The organism is Parafannyhessea sp. (assembly GCF_051876455.1).
In the GTDB taxonomy this organism is placed as follows: Bacteria; Actinomycetota; Coriobacteriia; order Coriobacteriales; family Atopobiaceae; genus Parafannyhessea.
Genome location: NZ_JBJEHW010000104.1, coordinates 1 through 14,481 on the forward strand (window position 1 = coordinate 1; position 14,481 = coordinate 14,481).

Here is a 14,481-nt window from a genome sequence, read left to right on the forward strand (position 1 = left end):
CAAGTTGCCAAGGAGCACGAGCGTAACGAATTCGTTCGGGCGTGGTCAGTAAGTGCCTCTGTGTGGAAGGGCAGAAGGGACCTCATGAAAAAGGCCCCTTGGCAAGGCTGATGCCAAGGGGCCGCCAGTGGGAGGAATATCCAAGGCGCTACTGGGCAGTGTAGCCGCCGTCCACGTAGAGCTGCGTGCCCGTCACAAATTCGTTCTCGACAAGGAACACCACGGCATGCGCGATCTCCTCGGGCTTTGCGAAGCGTCCAAGCGGATGCATGGCGAGAAGCGCGTCGTGACGCTCCTGGCCAATGAGCTCGGCGCTCACAAGGGGCGTGTCCACGTAGCCCGGGTTCACCGTGCTCACGCGGATGCCGTCCTTTGCCAGCGCGAGCGCAGAGGACTTGGTGAGCAGGTTCACGCCGCCCTTCGCAGCGCAGTACGAGGGGATGAGCGGGTCGCCAACCGCGCCCTCGATGGAGGACGTGCTCACAATGGCGCCGCCGTGGCCCTGCTTCTTCATCTGGATGGCGGCGTACTTGATGCCGTAGAAGACGCCTGTGAGGTTGATGTCTATGACCTTGCGCCAATCCTCGCCCGTCATCTCGTCCACCGTCGCCATGGCGCCGGTGCCGGCATTGTTGACCATGATATCGAGCGAGCCAAACCGCTCGACGGCAAAGTCGACAAGGTCCTTCACGCTCTTCTCGTCAGACGTATCGGTCTGGCAGAACGCGACCTCCGGCGACGTCTTGGAGAGCTCCTCCACGGCCTTCTCGCCGCGCTGGGGATTGCGTCCGGCCACCACGACCTTCGCTCCCTTTGCGAGAAGCGCCTGCGCTGTGGAAAGCCCAATGCCCGATGTGCCGCCCGTGACGATGGCAGACTTTCCCTTGATGTCAAACATGCGGACCTCCGTCCTGTGGATGGGTTGGTATCTACGAACATGGCAGCCGCAAGCCCGCGACCGCTGTCACGCTTTTCCCACAAAGCTATCCGCACAAGACGGAAGGACAATTCCACACGTCGCGCTCGCATGACTCTTGCCATTCCCGCAAGGAATACTCCCATAAGATATGGGATGAAAATCACGGTTACCACCGGAAAGGACACCCACATGGACTTCTCGTCGATGGAGTCGTTTGTCTTTCTCTGCAGGCAGGGAAGCTACACTCGCGCCGCCGAGGGCCTGTTTGTCACGCAGTCGGCGCTCAGCAAGCGCATCGCCGGGCTGGAGGACGAGCTGGGGCTCAGGCTCGTGGAGCGAAGGGGCGGCGTGGTGATGCCAACGAAGGCCGGAGAGGCGCTGCTCGCGCGCTGCGAGGAAGCGCTGCGACTGCGAGACGAGACGATCCGCGAGATGGATGGCATTAGGACAGGCACCTCGACACCGCTGCGCGTTGGATACCTGCCCACGACTCCCCTCGCGCTCCTAGCCCCGGCGGTCTCCCGCATGGCACGGGAGCACCCGGAGGCAGACTTCTCATTCACCGAGATATCTGGCCTGGCAGACCCCTGCGACGAGATTCGCCGCGGAAGGATAGACGCGGCAATAACGCTCGAGGAGAACGCCCACCCCCAGGAAGCGGTGGGCGTGCGCGTCTTTGCGCGTCTTTAGGCGCATGCGCTATTGCGTGTTGGCCGGCACTTGCCACCCCTTTGCGCGTCGCACCTCCTGCACGCCGGCCAATCTAGTGGGCCAGCGTATGGCACTCTTCACCAGCAACGATATGCGGAGCTACCACGCCATGGCCCGCTATCTGGTCTCCGTTGGATGCAACGCACGGGACATGACCTACGTGGGCACGCATGCCGAGATGGTCCTGCTCGTGTGCACGGGTAGGTATCTCTGCCTGAGCGCCATCGACGTGGGACTGCCTGAAGAGCAGGTTCCCAACGAGATTGTCCGCGTGCCGCTCGTTGGTTGCAAGCTCACAGGCGGCGACATGGTCGTTGCCTACGATCAGCGCAACGCTGCCGCATGCGCCTTCGCGAACATTCTGTGATTGCTGACACGAGAAAAGCCCTCCAGCGCCAATGTGAGCCGGAGGGCAATTAATCGGTTTCCGCTTCGCTTTACTGTGCGGTGTAGCCACCGTCGATGTAGAGGTGCGTGCCGGTGGTGAACTCATTCTCGACGAGGAACACCACGCCGTGGGCAATCTCCTCGGCCTTGCCAAGGCGTCCCAGCGGATGCAGGGACACGAGTCGCTTCATGCCATCCTCGCCCATCGTCTTCTCGTTGATCATGCCGGTGTAGATGTAACCGGGGTTCACGGTGTTAACGCGGATGTTGTACTTGGCAAGCGCCAGAGCAGCGGACTGGGTGAGCAGGTTCACGCCACCCTTGGCGGCGTTGTAGGAGGGCAGGTTGGGATCGCCAATGGTGCCCTCAATGGAGGACGTGCTCACAATGGCACCGCCGTGGCCCTGCTTCTCCATCTGAAGCGCCGCGTACTTGATACCGTAGAACACGCCGGTGAGGTTGATGGAGATGAGCTTGTTGAAGTCCTCGTCGCTCATCTGGTCAACGGGGAGGAAGTTGGCGATGCCGGCGTTGTTGTACATGATGTCGACCGAGCCGTATGTCTTCACAGCAAAGTCGATGAGATCTTTGACCTGTGCAGGATCGCTGGTATCGGTCTTGTGGAAGACAACATCAGGGGATACCGCCTTGAGTTCCTCAAGTGCCTTGGCGCCATGCTCCTCGTTACGGCCGGCGATAACAACCTTCGCGCCCTTCTCGAGGAAGGCCTTTGCGGTGGCCAGGCCAATGCCCGAGGTGCCACCAGTCACAACCGCTGTCTTACCCTTGATTTCAAACATGATTTCCTCCCAACAGTTGTAGAGCCCAAACACACTAAGACCCCTACCCGTAGGAAGATTGATAAATCGATTTATTCTCTTGCTTTACGTGAGCGGCTACAGGCGCGCCGCAAATGGTTAACGGGCAACCAACTTCAGCGCTTGCATACAAACATGTTGGTGAGCCGCAACCCAGCTAGGCTTTGCTCTTCGAAAGGTGATGAACAAGCGCCGGCATGCCAAGGTCAACGACCATGCTTCCAAGGTAGAGAAAGACGTCCCATGTGGTGGGAGACATTTCCGAGCCCCACTTGATTGCTGTCATGACCACAGCGAACACGCTGGCAACAGCCCAGAGGACAAAGCCCACCCTTGGCTTGCCAGAGAAGATATAGACGAGAAGACCCGAGACCATAAGGATCTTTACGATGACAAATGCGCAGTTGAGAGCAGGCGCACCAATCGGATACAGCATGAGTGCGCCGCCAATGGCGAGAGCAACCGCCGTCCACGCTGCCGCCACCGACATATTCGTCCGTCTCAGCTCAGTCATCTGGAACATCTCCCCACGTTGGCCATCAACCAGGGAGCCTACCCAGAAAGAAGCGGTCTAACATGCCAAGAATTTTTACCCAAGCTCCTCGTTGGCAATAAGGTCGCGGACGTCGAGCAACGAGCTGCAGACGCACGTCGCAAGGCTGCGCGTCTCGGGCGTAGGGGCAATCATGTCTGGAACCATTACCGAGAGAAAGCCCCCGGCAGAAGCCGCGCGGATGCCATTGGGGCTGTCCTCAAGCACAAGCGAGCTCGCCGGCGCAGCATTGAGACGACGCGCCGCCTCAAGAAACACGTCGGGCGCGGGCTTTGACAGCAAGCCATCATCGCCAGCAATAACAGCCGAGAAGTACGTGTCTACCCCGCCCTTGCGAAGGTGAGACTCCACAAGGGTCCTAGGGGACGCGGAGGCGACCGCGCAGGGAACGTTCTTCTCGGCAAGCAGTGCGAGAAGCTCATCGAGACCGGGCTTCTTTGGAGCGCCGTGCGCAAGCATCTCCTCTATGCCAATGCGCACGTGTTCGCGAACGGCCGTGATTGCGCGAGGGTCGTTGTCATATGCCTGGGCAACAAGTTCCTCTATGCGAGGCTGGCTCATGCCAAAGAAGCGCTGCACAAGGCCAGGCTTGAGCTCCAGCCCCTGCCCTTTGAACGCCGGGTCCCATGCCGAGACCCAGATTGGCTCGGTGTCGAACATCAGACCATCAAGATCGAATATCGCCGCCTCGAGCATGGGAGCCTCCTATGCAATGCAATTGCAGCCTCAGGCAAACCTACGATACCAAGAAGAATGAGACAAGGGGACTGTCCCTTTGTCTCATTAGTCTCACGAAAGGCCCCGCCGGGTGCGGGTGCGCGCCGACGGGGCCGTTGGGTGCGTGCCTGCGGGACGTCAGCTAGTCCTCGCGCCTCCTGCGCAGGAGCGCGCCGAGGGCCGCGACCCCGAGCCCGAGGGCGCCGGCCGCGGCGGGCGCGGCAGGCGACGTTTCGTCGCCCGTGGAGGGCACGGCCGCCATGTGGCGCGGCTCGTACGACGCCTGGTTGGCGGGCGCGGAGGGCTCGGCCGTCGCGGCCGGCTCGGGGTCCCTCTCGTACCAGAACGCGAGCTCCTGGCCGCCGTCGCGGGTGCTGAGGTAGCCCTTGCCGCCGAAGAGGACGTGGTATCCCGGCACCTGGGGCGCCAGGTAGTCGAGCAGGGCCTCGACGGAGTCGAAGCTCACGTCCGCCGCGACGGGGAGCCCCGTCGCCTCGTCCCAGAGGTGGACGACGTAGGCGTGGGACGCGTCGTCGGAGTACGTGAAGGTTATGACGTTCTGGGAGGCATCGGAGGCGAGGTCGATCGTCGCGCCCGATGCGCTCGCGTAGGCGTGGCCCAGCCTCCTGGCGTCGCCCTTCGCCAGCGCGAGCGCGCTCACGGTCTGGCCCACCGTGCCGGGCAGGGTCTCCTCGAAGAGCACGGTGCCGTCTGCGAGCACGTGGCGCACCGTGTAGGTCGTGGGCGTGTTGGTCGACCTCCACGCGGCCACCAGGCGCGCGTCGGCCTGCAGCGCCAGGTCGAACGGGAAGGGAGCCGGGGTCGAGGAGCCCGTCCCCTGGTAGTACCAGCCGCCGAACTCGTAGCCCTCGCGCACGGGGTCGGAGGGGCGCGTCGCCTTGCCGCCCCACGCCACGGTCTCGGCCGCGACCGCCGAGCCGCCCGCGGCGTCGAACGTCACGTGCACGTCCGGGCGCTTCCAGCGCGCGTAGAGGTGCACGCCGCCCTCGGGCATGGTGAGCGACGTCACGGGGTCGCCGGAGAAGTCAGAGGCAGTGTACCAGCCGGCGAAGACCATGCCCTCGGGGGCCTCGGGCGCGGCCGCCGCGGAGACGTCTATCTTGGTGCCGTAGAGCTGGGTCCTCGTCTCGACGACCTTGCCCTCCGAGTAGTACGTGACGTCGTAGGGGATGCGGTCGTACTTGAACTCGAAGACGTTAGCCTTGGGGACATAAAGCGACGGCGTCTCTACATAGCCATTTCTGACATCGCTTGGAGTGATGACATGCCATTCATTCCAGGAGATGTCATCCTGGTTCTTGCCATCCCAGTGGTTCGTTGAGGTGCGCCATGCGGACAATCTAAACCCGCCCTCCTCGTACTCCACGTAATACGAGGGGTGCGCATCATGATTTGTCGACTTGGCAAAGCGTGGCTCCGGATAGGTCTTTCCATCCACATTCTGATAGACCGACGTCTCGAAATTGGAGTACATCTGCGAGTCAGTGAACTCCGCACGAAAATAGAACTCAAGGCTTCTGTCCGCACGCCATGATATGTTTTTTGGATCAATCCTCGTCTCGGACCAAGTGACGTTCGTCCAGGAGGGCAACTCCCTCCAATCGTCGAAGCTCCTTCTCTTGCCTCCGTTAGCCCTATAGACCTCCAGGGCCTTTTCGCTTGGGAGCTCGACGGAGCCGTAGACCTTAACCTCCATCGGTTCGATGACATCAGGCAGCTTCGAATAGTCGCCGATTCCATCCAGCTGCGACCTGAAGTAGACCTTGACCTTCTTCCAGTCGTAGTAGACGTTGAGCACGGTGGTGCCGTCGCCGGCGACCCTGACGCCCTGGTCCTCGCGGGCGTACTGGTACCACTGGTACGTCGCGCCCTTGGAGGTGTCGAGCTTGATGGCGGTAGGGACCGCGGAGTCCGTCTTGCCGGTAAGGGTGTCGGTCCTGAGCAGGTGGTACTTGTACGTGGAGGAGTCGTCCCCCTCGTCCTCGCCCCAGTACTTCACCAGGTAGGTGGCCTGCGCGGGGGCCCAGAGGGCGGTGGCGGTCACGTCGTGGTCCGGGATCGCGGTGGGCAGGGCGTCGGCCGCCCCGTCGCCGTCGGTGTCCCAGCCGGCGAACGCGTAGCCCGCGCGCGTGGGGTCTGCCGGCCTGGCGACGGCGTCGCCCGTCCTGCCCGTCTGCGGCGCGACGTAGGTGCCGTTGGTGGAGAAGTAGACGCCGTAGGTGGGGACGACCACGTCGTACCTTATGACGATGGTCGCCCTGCCGTCCGGGGTGACCTCGGCGGTGCGGCCCTCGGCGCCCGTGGCGCAGGTGTAGTTGTCGTAGGACCTGGGGGCGGCGGTGACCCTCGTCCCCGAGGGCGCCGTGAGCGTCTCGGTCTCGGAGACGCGGTACTCGCTCGACCTGGGGCCGACCTGGCGCTCGTGGACCACGGTGTAGGTGACGAGGGTGGAGCGGTACCTCACAGTGACCGACACGTCGCCCGAGCCCTTCGCCACCGTGCCCGACACCGTGGCCTGCGACGCGTCGGCGAGCTCGTAGCCGCCCACGGCGGGGCTCTCGACGGCGTAGGACTCGCCGTCCGCGAGCGCCTCGCGGTGCGCCGGGGCGATCTGGCTGCCGTCGGCGTCCACGTAGGTGACGGTGAGGGAGTGGAGCCCGGCCTGCTCGTAGGTGCCCCTGTCGGACGACGCCGCGGGCGCCTGCTGCTCCTGCGTCGCGTCAGCCGTCGCCTGCTGCTGGGACGAGCCGTCGGCGGTCGCCTGGTCGGAGGCTCCGCCCTTCTCGCTCGCGTCAGGGGTAGCCGTCTGCGTCTGGCTGGCCGCAACCACGCCCTGCTGCTGGCTGGTCGCCGTCGTTGTCGCCGTCGCAGCAGCCTGCGCCTGGTCCGCAGCCGCCGCGCCCTGCGCGCCGGCCTCGTCGGCGAGCGCCACGCCGGGCGCCGCCGCGAGCCCGGCCGCGAGCGCGAGCGACGCCCACACGGCTCCCCTTCCCCTCGCGCCCGGACGGACATGCCTCTCGTTGCTCTCCATGGGACCACGCTCCATACCTAAGTTTGAAATGGCCTACATAGCCAGTTCCGACCATAGGCCCAAGGGCGCTTTAAGATATCAATGTGTGACCCAAACAACGTTGTCCATGACCAGAGAGACAGTGACGGGGTCAAAACCATCATGCTGCGCCTCGCGTGGTCACCTATCGACAGGGGCACTCAGCATATCTAGCTCTCTGTCTGCGGGGTACGAGATGCGAGAACCACGGCCCATATTCTTTGCATTGCATAAAGATTTGCCACTATAATTGGGATTAACGTTAATGTTTCTTTCTTTTAGGAGCATCATGGCTGGAAGAACGCCAATACCGGTCGCACACGCCATGCGCCAGGTCGCCGACAACCTCAGCCTTGCCAGGCGCCAGCAGCGCATCAGCGTCGAGCTGCTTGCGAACAGGACGAACCTCTCCGCCCCAACCGTAAGCAAGATGCTGAACACGGGGTCCGGCTCGCTCGAGAACTTCCTTCGCGTCGCTCGCGCGCTTGGCCTGCTCGACTGCGTGGTCGAGGCGACCAACCCGCTGAACACAGGCATCGGCCGCGCACGCGCCGAGGAGGACACGCCACTAAGGATCAGGAAGCCATGAACTACCGCGTCACTGTACAGATAGACGGACAGGACCTTTCGTGCGGCACCCTCTTCCAGAGCGTGCGGCATGGCGTAGAGACCGCGACCTTCTCCTACGACGCCAGCTACCTCCTGGACCCGAGGGCCTTCTCGCTCTCCCCGGACATGCCCCTTGGGGCGGGCACCTTCCATTCCGCGGGCCTCAAGTCGCTCCGCGCGTTCGAGGACGCCATGCCTGACCGCTGGGGCAGGAACCTACTTCTGCGCTCCGAACGCCTCTCCGCACGGCGGGACGAGCGCACGGAGCGCACCCTCTTCGAGGCGGACTTCCTCGCGGGGGCAAGCGACGAGACGCGCCAGGGCGCCCTACGCATATGGGACGCAGACGGCACTGCGGTTGCGAGGCCGGAGACCGGCGTCCCCCGGGAGGTTGACATACCGATGCTTCTCGACGCCTCCGACCTGGCTTCCTCCGACCTCGACGCCGATGTGCGCGAACTGATTGACGCGGGATCGAGCCTGGGTGGCGCACGCCCAAAGGCGTCGGTGAGGACGGAGGGCGGCACGCTCTGCATAGCGAAGTTCCCAAAGTCCACCGAAGACGCTTTTGCGGACTCGGAGGCCTGGGAGCAGGCCATGCTCACCCTGATGGGGCGGGCGGGCATCTCGGTCCCAAGGTCGCGCCTGCTCCGCATAGGGGGCCGCTCCGTGCTCCTCATGGAGAGGTTCGACCGAGACGGGTCCAAAAGGATCCCCTACATCAGCGGCCTCTCGGCGGTCCAGGGAAGCGACGGTGGCGCGTACACGTACCTGGAGCTCGCCGAGTTCGTCGAGGAGTGCGGCAGCGACCCTGAGCGCGACCTGCCCGAGCTCTGGCGCCGCGCGATCTTCTCGTGCGCCGTGGGAAACACGGACAATCACCTTCGCAACTACGGCTTCCTGCACGAGGCAAACGGGTGGACACTCTCGCCGGCGTTCGACGTGAACCCAACTAGGGGTGGGGGCGAGAAGTACCTCGCTACCGCACTGGACTTTGGGAGGCCCGAGGCCGACGCGCGAATCGCCATCGAGGTTTCGGACTACTTCCGCGTGGGCGGAGACGAGGCGAGGGGCTACGCCCGCAGGCTGGCGACGGTGCTACGGGGCTGGCAGGTGGTCGCCAGGCAGCAGGGCATCTCGGACGCGTCAATCAAGGCAATGGAGCCTGGATTTGCCCAGGGCATCTCGAACCTGGATGCGGCAGCGCTCTGAATGAGACAAAGGGACTGTCCCTTTGTCTCATTCATTCGTGCCCCATATCTGCTCGCTAGTCGTCGAACCCTCCTTTGAGGTAAGCCCGGACGTCTTCCTCCATGAACCGGGATCTGCGACTCTGGTACTTTGAATGCGACTTCGTCTTGGGCTATTGGGGCTTGTCCACACGTTTCTTACGGTGCTGGGGCAGATTGGCAGGAGTCACACGAGCTGCGGCCAACGTCTTTGCGTGTTCCGTACGCTTGGAGCCATCGGGGTCGCCATAGTCAACGCTCAGCCGGTCGGCAAGCTTGTCTACCTGGGAATCAATCCAGACGGCTTTCTCTTTCTGCTCAATGCCGCGAATGACTTTGACTATGTTCTCCGGGCAATCGGCCGTCGAAGCAATGTAGGCGCATTGAAGCCCTTGGGGTACCTGCATCTCAAAGCCACAGTGGTTCGCATACGTTGTCACGTTGAAGATGCACTGCGATGGCACGATACCCAACAGCTCCTCTCTCAGCGACCTCACGTGAGCAGCGTTCTGGTCGACCCCCTTGTCGACTACGCTCTTCTCAGCTTGGTGCTGCCCATCCGTAATGACGGGAGTGGCGATGACGCAATAGGCCTCGCGGTAGTTGTCAAGCTGTACCACTATCGAACTGTGCAGGCTCTTGACCTCTATCGAGTACAACCCGCGGTTTGTGAGAAGCACAATGTCTAACTCGTCTGTGCATTCGAGACCATTCACCTGGCTGGCCCGCAGTCGTTGCCTCGCGGGAATGTAGAGATGCCACAAGAGGCGCGCATGGCCAAACGCACCCGCCGCAATCGCATCGTCGAGGAGGCTGAACACGACGTACTCTCCGTACGCGCCGCGCTTCCAGGTGTTGCTTCCATCTGGAACTATATAGAAGGTGCCGTTTTGGTCGTAGCAGGCAGTCTTGAAGGGGTTGCCTGACTTGACGCGCGGATCGGGCGTATCGTCCAGCAGAAAGCAACGCGACTGTCGGAACCACTCGCTCGCGTAATAGCGATCCGGACCAAAACGAGCCTTGCGAGCGAGCTTTGCGATTTTCTCCTTGAGCCCCTGGATTTGAGGCGTGAGCTCCGAGATGGTGCGACGCGACGGCAAGAACGGGAGCTTCTTGATGATTCCCCACCGATCGTTTTTCTTGGTTTCCTTATCAAGCTGAACCCTGAGCCCGTCGAGCTCGCGCTCGACTTTATGCCGCTGCGTGGCAAGCTCTCGTGCGCGCGCGTCGTACGCTCGCGCCGTCAGCGGCGCACCGCAGCTGGGACATGCCTGCCCACTGAACTTGAGAGGCACCGCTTTTTCCGCAGTTCCAGCAGGTAAACCGTGTTCGGGGCTTCTTCTTGCCACCCATGACCGCCCGCCTTTCTATCGCCAACGGATGGCCCGAATATACGATTGAGACGCGACATAAATTAGCCAGCAATTGTCGCTAGAAGCGACGAGCTGTTGGGGTTAGCCGCACGTATGAAGCCGCTTTAGCTTGGTATCACAGGCACGGTCAGGTATGGCCGATTGCAATCTTCTGAGGAAGACCGTTGTGGTCCCGGATAATCCTCTTTGTCACATGGGGTAGAATGAACGTAAGCAATTCTTACATGGGAGGTAGTCATGAGCTCAGAAGTCCTCACCGTATCATCTAAGGGTCAGGTCGTGCTCCCTGCGAAACTGCGCAAGAACCTCTCAATTAAGAGCGGAGACCACCTTGCCGTCTACACCGCTGGAGATGTAATCATGCTTAAGAAAATCGAAATGCCGAAGGAAGAGGACTTCAAATCTCATCTTGACGAGGCCCAGGCTTGGGCTAAGTCCGTCGGCTATCGAGAGTCGGACGTCAATGATGCCATCACAGCTGTGCGTGCGAGGAAACGCTCATGAGGGTCGTCATCGACACCAATGTTGTAATCTCCGGCACGTTCTTTGGCGGGAAGCCTCGTGAGATACTCGAAGCCGTTGTGGACGGAAGAATAGCCGCCTTTGCTACACCAGAGATTGTGGACGAATACCAAGAAGTCATTGAAGAGATGATCTCGCGAAAGCAAGGGCACCTTCGCAGAGATATTCTCGCGCCATTCGAAGCACAGCTTTCCTTCGTCAAACCTCAGAGGAAGGTCGAGATTTGTCGCGACCCAGACGATGACAAGTTCCTTGGCTGTGCGATAGACGCCCATGCCATCCATATTGTAAGCGGGGATAAAGACCTGTTTACGCTGGGCAAATTTGAAGACGTAGAAATTGTCACGGCGACTGAGTTTTGCGAGAGATATCTATAGTTACGCTCGCATTCAGGCAGTAATCGCAAACTAGTCCTGCCACCCCAGACACCACCGTGGTTGAGTTATCCTTGTGCCTACGTGCGCCATGCTCTGCCGTCAGCTCTCAAGCACGGTCAGCGTCCCCTTGTACAGGAGCTCTACTCGGCCCCCCACGCGCGTCCTTGCCCGGCCAGGTCATGAATGCCGTGACGCGGCCGTTCTTGAAGTCCGCCACCTGAGAGACAACGAGGCCGGACTCCTCGATCCAGTTACCATGTAGGCATCTCTCGGAACCTTAGGCCAGACCAACAACCCACACCTCCGCAACCGACAAGCCATGGTAGAATGCCCGCATCCGATGACCACGGATCCTGACGAGCACTGCCGTACCAGGAAGGAAAAGACGGCAGTACATCCGCTTTCCTCTCGTCAGGAGGTTTCACCATGTCTTGGGCAATTCTCGTTGGTTCCGGCATCCTCGAGTGCGTGTGGGCTGCCGCCCTCGACAAGTCCACGGGGTTTTCGCGCCCCATCCCCACAATCGTCTTCTTTGTCGCCATGGCCCTGAGCATGTTGGGGCTCTCGCACGCCGTGAGGGACATTCCCCTAGGCGTGGCGTACTCGGTGTGGGTTGGCATCGGGGCGACGCTGACCTTTGCCTATTCCGCCATCGTCGGCGGGGAGGGCGCCACGCCGCTGCAGGTCGTCTTTGTCTGTGGGCTGGTTGCCTGCGTGATTGGCCTCAAGCTCACCTCCGCGTAGGGAGGCAGCCATCACGCACGGGCACTTTGACCATGCGAGCAGCATGGGCTTCTTCGACGAGGTTGCCATGCACCCAGCAGACTGGGACAAGGCGCTCGCCGTATCCATAAGCGCGAGGAGGGAGTGCCTCCACACGATGATGGGCGTGTGCGACGGGCTCTACCGCCTGACCGACGAAGACCTTCGGGAGTTTGCCACTCCCCCATCCCTGAGGCCCCTCCGCGAGGGAGACGTCATCCGGCTGGGAGACCGCGACGTCTTGGTCTACGAGACGCCGGGGCACACAGCAGGTGGCATCAGCTTTCTGGATGTTCGCGAGAGGATACTGTTCTCCGGCGACGCATGCTGGCACACGATTCTGCTCTCCCTGGAGGACAACGCCGACCCTGTAAAAACACCCTCTCGGCCACGATTGCGACGGCGGAGAAGACCGAGCGCCTTGGGGACTCGCTACGACAGGCACTACTTTGGGCATGTTGCCTAGGGAGTCGAGAGGAACGTCCTGCCCATGGGAAGGGGCATGCCGGCTCAGGTCGCCCGCACCTGCCGCTACATCCTCGCGGGAAGGGTCAGCGGAGTGCACCGAATGGCGGGGGACTTCTGTGGGAGCACCTTGAGGTGCGCGAGGGCAACGTGACGATCCAGTACTTCCCTGGCAGGTGCGGTAGGGGCCGACGTGCGGCAGAGGAGCCGATGGAAGTGGATTGCCGACACGCCGCGCTTCACATCCATTGACGACGCCGCGTAGACTGCCATGAATCCCTCGCCGAGCTGGTTGACCGCTGGTTCTGAATGGGTATTGTGAATATAGATCGCAAAACCCGATTGGGTTTTATGTGGCGGGGACGCGCGAGCACCTCCGCCTAATTTTTGCCGCGCGCATCCCATGCAGCCAGGCTTTCTAAAGGGCGCCATGTGTCAATTTTAGAGTGCGCGAACGATACTACTGCCATGCCGAAGACCGGCACCTTGGAACACGCGATAGCAATGCCTTTCAGGTGTTTGTCCGCGTTGGCCAGCAAAATCGGCTTGCCGTTGCGCAGCGAGAGGCCATGCTATGCGATAGTCCAAGCCATCGATCCTCAGGGATACGCACCGTGGTCTATCGCAACGCAGCTAGTACCAGGCTACCTGGCCGCTCTTCGGGAGCACGCCGCTCTCCGTAAACTCATCGCGGAGCCTCTTCATAAGATGGCGGGCGTACTGGGTGAACTCATCACTTGCTGCGGGCTTACCAATCCTAGCGTCACTCTTCCTGGCATCCCAGATGACCGTGCCCCTGTCTGTGTCCTTCCCCTCGGGAAGGTCAGAGTTGCCTCTACCTTGTTTCTTGCTCCAAGGCCTAAGGGATGGGCGCCACGGTGCTCCCTGAGCGATATAGGAGCAGCAACTCTCTTTGGGTTGAGCGATACCGCCGGGTAGCGAATGCCCTTGAGCCAAGTCCGTTTGCATGGTCTGAAACGCCAAGGGGCCCGAGAAGAAAAATAGGGCAGGACCGCTCGTCACGACCCCGCCCCGCAAAACCAGGAGGGTTTTTGTCTGGTTCCATCATGGCGCGTTAGAGTCAGTTGTCAAACACCGTGGTCAGGAAGGCGAAGGACGAGCGTACAGCAGGAGACCCAGCTCGAACGTCACCTCGTCACGTGGGATGCCCACACGAACTGCCGGGACCGTAGTGAAGATGCCCTCTGACTCAGAGAACTCGAATATCTTCTCACTGTTTTTCGAATGCCTCATGTTGCGAATGTAGGTTGCTTCCCTACACCTGCAACACGGTGCCGCGCCCACGAAAGAACGGGTGCCCGGAACAGCTTCCGGGCACCCGTGACTTACAGGCTCGTGCGAGCCAGCGTGTCGAAGCTCTTATCGCTTGCTCTTCTTGAGACGCAGACGGAGCGCAAGAGCAATCAGAGCGGCGCCTGCGACAGCAATCCCCGCAATCGCCATGACTGCGGTATTGTCGCCGGTGTTAGGAGTACCACCCGCCTGCGCGGCGCCACGAGCGGCCGAGCTGCCGTTGGAGGCGATGGTACTCGCCGTCTGGCTGTCCTTGACGGCATTGTCACTGCCAGATGCAGTGACCGTGAGCGTGCCGAGCGATTCGGATACCTGGTAGTCGTCAGCATTCGCCGTACCCCACTGGATTTGGTACGTGTTGGAGCTGGAGCCAGCATCGGTCTGGGACCCCGTGGCGACGAGCTTGGCAGTCTCTCCCGGGACCAGGCCCTCAAGCTTGGCACCCTTGACAGCCGCGAGCGGCGTTCCGTCATAGATCTTGGTTCCGCTAGAGGTGAAGACGGCAAGCCGGCGCGGGACTATCGAGATCGTGCCATCCACATAGGTGATGTTGAGCTTGTCAGTGACGTCCTCCCCCAGCTCGTTGACGATTAAGAGCCTGTCGGCCGTGGCCTTGACCTCGCCGTCCGAGACATGCGTGACGGTGGCGCTGGAC

The 14,481-nt window shown here is 61.6% G+C and carries 16 protein-coding genes and 1 riboswitch; of the genes, 8 read left to right on the plus strand and 8 right to left on the minus strand.

The window, feature by feature from the left end:
* Positions 1 to 148 precede the first annotated feature (148 nt).
* Complete coding sequence (locus ACI38Z_RS04805) at positions 149 to 898, minus strand: SDR family NAD(P)-dependent oxidoreductase (RefSeq protein WP_439789051.1); 750 nt, start codon at positions 896 to 898, stop codon at positions 149 to 151.
* A 210-nt stretch (positions 899 to 1,108) separates the two neighbouring features.
* On the opposite strand from ACI38Z_RS04805, the gene ACI38Z_RS04810 reads away from it, so the two are divergent.
* A complete protein-coding gene (locus ACI38Z_RS04810) occupies positions 1,109 to 1,609 on the plus strand; it encodes a LysR family transcriptional regulator (protein WP_439789052.1) in 501 nt (166 codons plus the stop codon).
* Between the two features lie 88 nt (positions 1,610 to 1,697).
* A complete protein-coding gene (locus tag ACI38Z_RS04815) occupies positions 1,698 to 1,997 on the plus strand; it encodes a hypothetical protein (RefSeq protein ID WP_439789053.1) in 300 nt (99 codons plus the stop codon).
* Positions 1,998 to 2,067: 70 nt separating this feature from the next.
* On the opposite strand, the gene ACI38Z_RS04820 is transcribed toward ACI38Z_RS04815, so the two are convergent.
* The 4 genes from ACI38Z_RS04820 to ACI38Z_RS04835 form a co-directional block, all read right to left on the minus strand.
* Positions 2,068 to 2,817: an SDR family NAD(P)-dependent oxidoreductase gene (locus ACI38Z_RS04820; RefSeq protein ID WP_439789054.1), complete on the minus strand. Its 750-nt coding sequence runs from the start codon at positions 2,815 to 2,817 to the stop codon at positions 2,068 to 2,070.
* 175 nt (positions 2,818 to 2,992) lie between these two features.
* Positions 2,993 to 3,349, minus strand: a complete 357-nt coding sequence (locus tag ACI38Z_RS04825) for a hypothetical protein (protein ID WP_439789055.1) — start codon at positions 3,347 to 3,349, stop codon at positions 2,993 to 2,995.
* 75 nt (positions 3,350 to 3,424) lie between these two features.
* On the minus strand, positions 3,425 to 4,084 hold the full coding sequence (locus ACI38Z_RS04830) for an HAD family hydrolase (RefSeq protein ID WP_439789056.1): 660 nt from the start codon (positions 4,082 to 4,084) through the stop codon (positions 3,425 to 3,427).
* A 163-nt stretch (positions 4,085 to 4,247) separates the two neighbouring features.
* Entirely contained in the window at positions 4,248 to 7,157 is a 2,910-nt protein-coding gene (locus ACI38Z_RS04835; RefSeq protein WP_439789057.1) for an InlB B-repeat-containing protein, read from the minus strand.
* A gap of 307 nt (positions 7,158 to 7,464) precedes the next feature.
* Between ACI38Z_RS04835 and ACI38Z_RS04840 the strand changes: the two genes are divergently transcribed.
* Entirely contained in the window at positions 7,465 to 7,764 is a 300-nt protein-coding gene (locus tag ACI38Z_RS04840) for a helix-turn-helix domain-containing protein (RefSeq protein ID WP_439789058.1), read from the plus strand.
* Entirely contained in the window at positions 7,761 to 8,996 is a 1,236-nt protein-coding gene (locus ACI38Z_RS04845; RefSeq protein WP_439789059.1) for a type II toxin-antitoxin system HipA family toxin, read from the plus strand. The genes ACI38Z_RS04840 and ACI38Z_RS04845 overlap by 4 nt, the downstream gene beginning before the upstream one ends.
* Before the next feature lie 151 nt (positions 8,997 to 9,147).
* On the opposite strand, the gene ACI38Z_RS04850 is transcribed toward ACI38Z_RS04845, so the two are convergent.
* Positions 9,148 to 10,362 carry a nuclease-related domain-containing protein gene (locus tag ACI38Z_RS04850; RefSeq protein WP_439789060.1) on the minus strand — a complete coding sequence of 405 codons (1,215 nt, stop codon included), beginning with the start codon at positions 10,360 to 10,362 and terminating at the stop codon, positions 9,148 to 9,150.
* Between the two features lie 261 nt (positions 10,363 to 10,623).
* On the opposite strand from ACI38Z_RS04850, the gene ACI38Z_RS04855 reads away from it, so the two are divergent.
* Together ACI38Z_RS04855 and ACI38Z_RS04860 are read left to right on the plus strand one after the other, a co-directional pair.
* Positions 10,624 to 10,890, plus strand: coding sequence for an AbrB/MazE/SpoVT family DNA-binding domain-containing protein (locus tag ACI38Z_RS04855; protein ID WP_439789061.1), 267 nt, complete (start codon positions 10,624 to 10,626; stop codon positions 10,888 to 10,890).
* Positions 10,887 to 11,285 (plus strand): putative toxin-antitoxin system toxin component, PIN family, encoded by a 399-nt coding sequence (locus tag ACI38Z_RS04860; protein ID WP_439789063.1) that lies wholly within the window; start codon positions 10,887 to 10,889, stop codon positions 11,283 to 11,285. Before ACI38Z_RS04855 ends, ACI38Z_RS04860 begins: the two co-directional genes overlap by 4 nt.
* A gap of 106 nt (positions 11,286 to 11,391) precedes the next feature.
* On the opposite strand, the gene ACI38Z_RS04865 is transcribed toward ACI38Z_RS04860, so the two are convergent.
* Entirely contained in the window at positions 11,392 to 11,532 is a 141-nt protein-coding gene (locus tag ACI38Z_RS04865; protein ID WP_439789067.1) for a hypothetical protein, read from the minus strand.
* Between the two features lie 83 nt (positions 11,533 to 11,615).
* A riboswitch (guanidine-III (ykkC-III) riboswitch) is annotated at positions 11,616 to 11,680 on the plus strand.
* Positions 11,681 to 11,711: 31 nt separating this feature from the next.
* Between ACI38Z_RS04865 and ACI38Z_RS04870 the strand changes: the two genes are divergently transcribed.
* Both ACI38Z_RS04870 and ACI38Z_RS04875 read left to right on the plus strand, forming a co-directional pair.
* The gene (locus ACI38Z_RS04870) at positions 11,712 to 12,029 is read left to right on the plus strand and encodes a DMT family transporter (RefSeq protein ID WP_439789064.1); all 318 of its coding nucleotides are present in this window, start codon (positions 11,712 to 11,714) and stop codon (positions 12,027 to 12,029) included.
* Complete coding sequence (locus tag ACI38Z_RS04875; RefSeq protein WP_439789065.1) at positions 12,004 to 12,513, plus strand: MBL fold metallo-hydrolase; 510 nt, start codon at positions 12,004 to 12,006, stop codon at positions 12,511 to 12,513. The genes ACI38Z_RS04870 and ACI38Z_RS04875 overlap by 26 nt, the downstream gene beginning before the upstream one ends.
* 1,379 nt (positions 12,514 to 13,892) lie before the next feature.
* Here the strand turns inward: ACI38Z_RS04875 and ACI38Z_RS04880 are convergent.
* Positions 13,893 to 14,481 (minus strand): MBG domain-containing protein (locus tag ACI38Z_RS04880; protein ID WP_439789066.1); only part of this gene is annotated, 589 nt, incomplete at its 5' end.

What these genes read in the sequence shown, in the direction of transcription:
- ACI38Z_RS04835 (WP_439789057.1), bottom strand. Translation starts at nt 7,157, where the DNA reads ATGGAGAGCAACGAGAGGCATGTCCGTCCGGGCGCGAGGGGAAGGGGA.
- ACI38Z_RS04815 (WP_439789053.1), top strand. Translation starts at nt 1,698, where the DNA reads ATGGCACTCTTCACCAGCAACGATATGCGGAGCTACCACGCCATGGCC.
- ACI38Z_RS04810 (WP_439789052.1), top strand. Translation starts at nt 1,109, where the DNA reads ATGGACTTCTCGTCGATGGAGTCGTTTGTCTTTCTCTGCAGGCAGGGA.
- ACI38Z_RS04860 (WP_439789063.1), top strand. Translation starts at nt 10,887, where the DNA reads ATGAGGGTCGTCATCGACACCAATGTTGTAATCTCCGGCACGTTCTTT.
- ACI38Z_RS04855 (WP_439789061.1), top strand. Translation starts at nt 10,624, where the DNA reads ATGAGCTCAGAAGTCCTCACCGTATCATCTAAGGGTCAGGTCGTGCTC.
- ACI38Z_RS04845 (WP_439789059.1), top strand. Translation starts at nt 7,761, where the DNA reads ATGAACTACCGCGTCACTGTACAGATAGACGGACAGGACCTTTCGTGC.
- ACI38Z_RS04870 (WP_439789064.1), top strand. Translation starts at nt 11,712, where the DNA reads ATGTCTTGGGCAATTCTCGTTGGTTCCGGCATCCTCGAGTGCGTGTGG.
- ACI38Z_RS04830 (WP_439789056.1), bottom strand. Translation starts at nt 4,084, where the DNA reads ATGCTCGAGGCGGCGATATTCGATCTTGATGGTCTGATGTTCGACACC.
- ACI38Z_RS04820 (WP_439789054.1), bottom strand. Translation starts at nt 2,817, where the DNA reads ATGTTTGAAATCAAGGGTAAGACAGCGGTTGTGACTGGTGGCACCTCG.
- ACI38Z_RS04840 (WP_439789058.1), top strand. Translation starts at nt 7,465, where the DNA reads ATGGCTGGAAGAACGCCAATACCGGTCGCACACGCCATGCGCCAGGTC.
- ACI38Z_RS04825 (WP_439789055.1), bottom strand. Translation starts at nt 3,349, where the DNA reads ATGACTGAGCTGAGACGGACGAATATGTCGGTGGCGGCAGCGTGGACG.
- ACI38Z_RS04805 (WP_439789051.1), bottom strand. Translation starts at nt 898, where the DNA reads ATGTTTGACATCAAGGGAAAGTCTGCCATCGTCACGGGCGGCACATCG.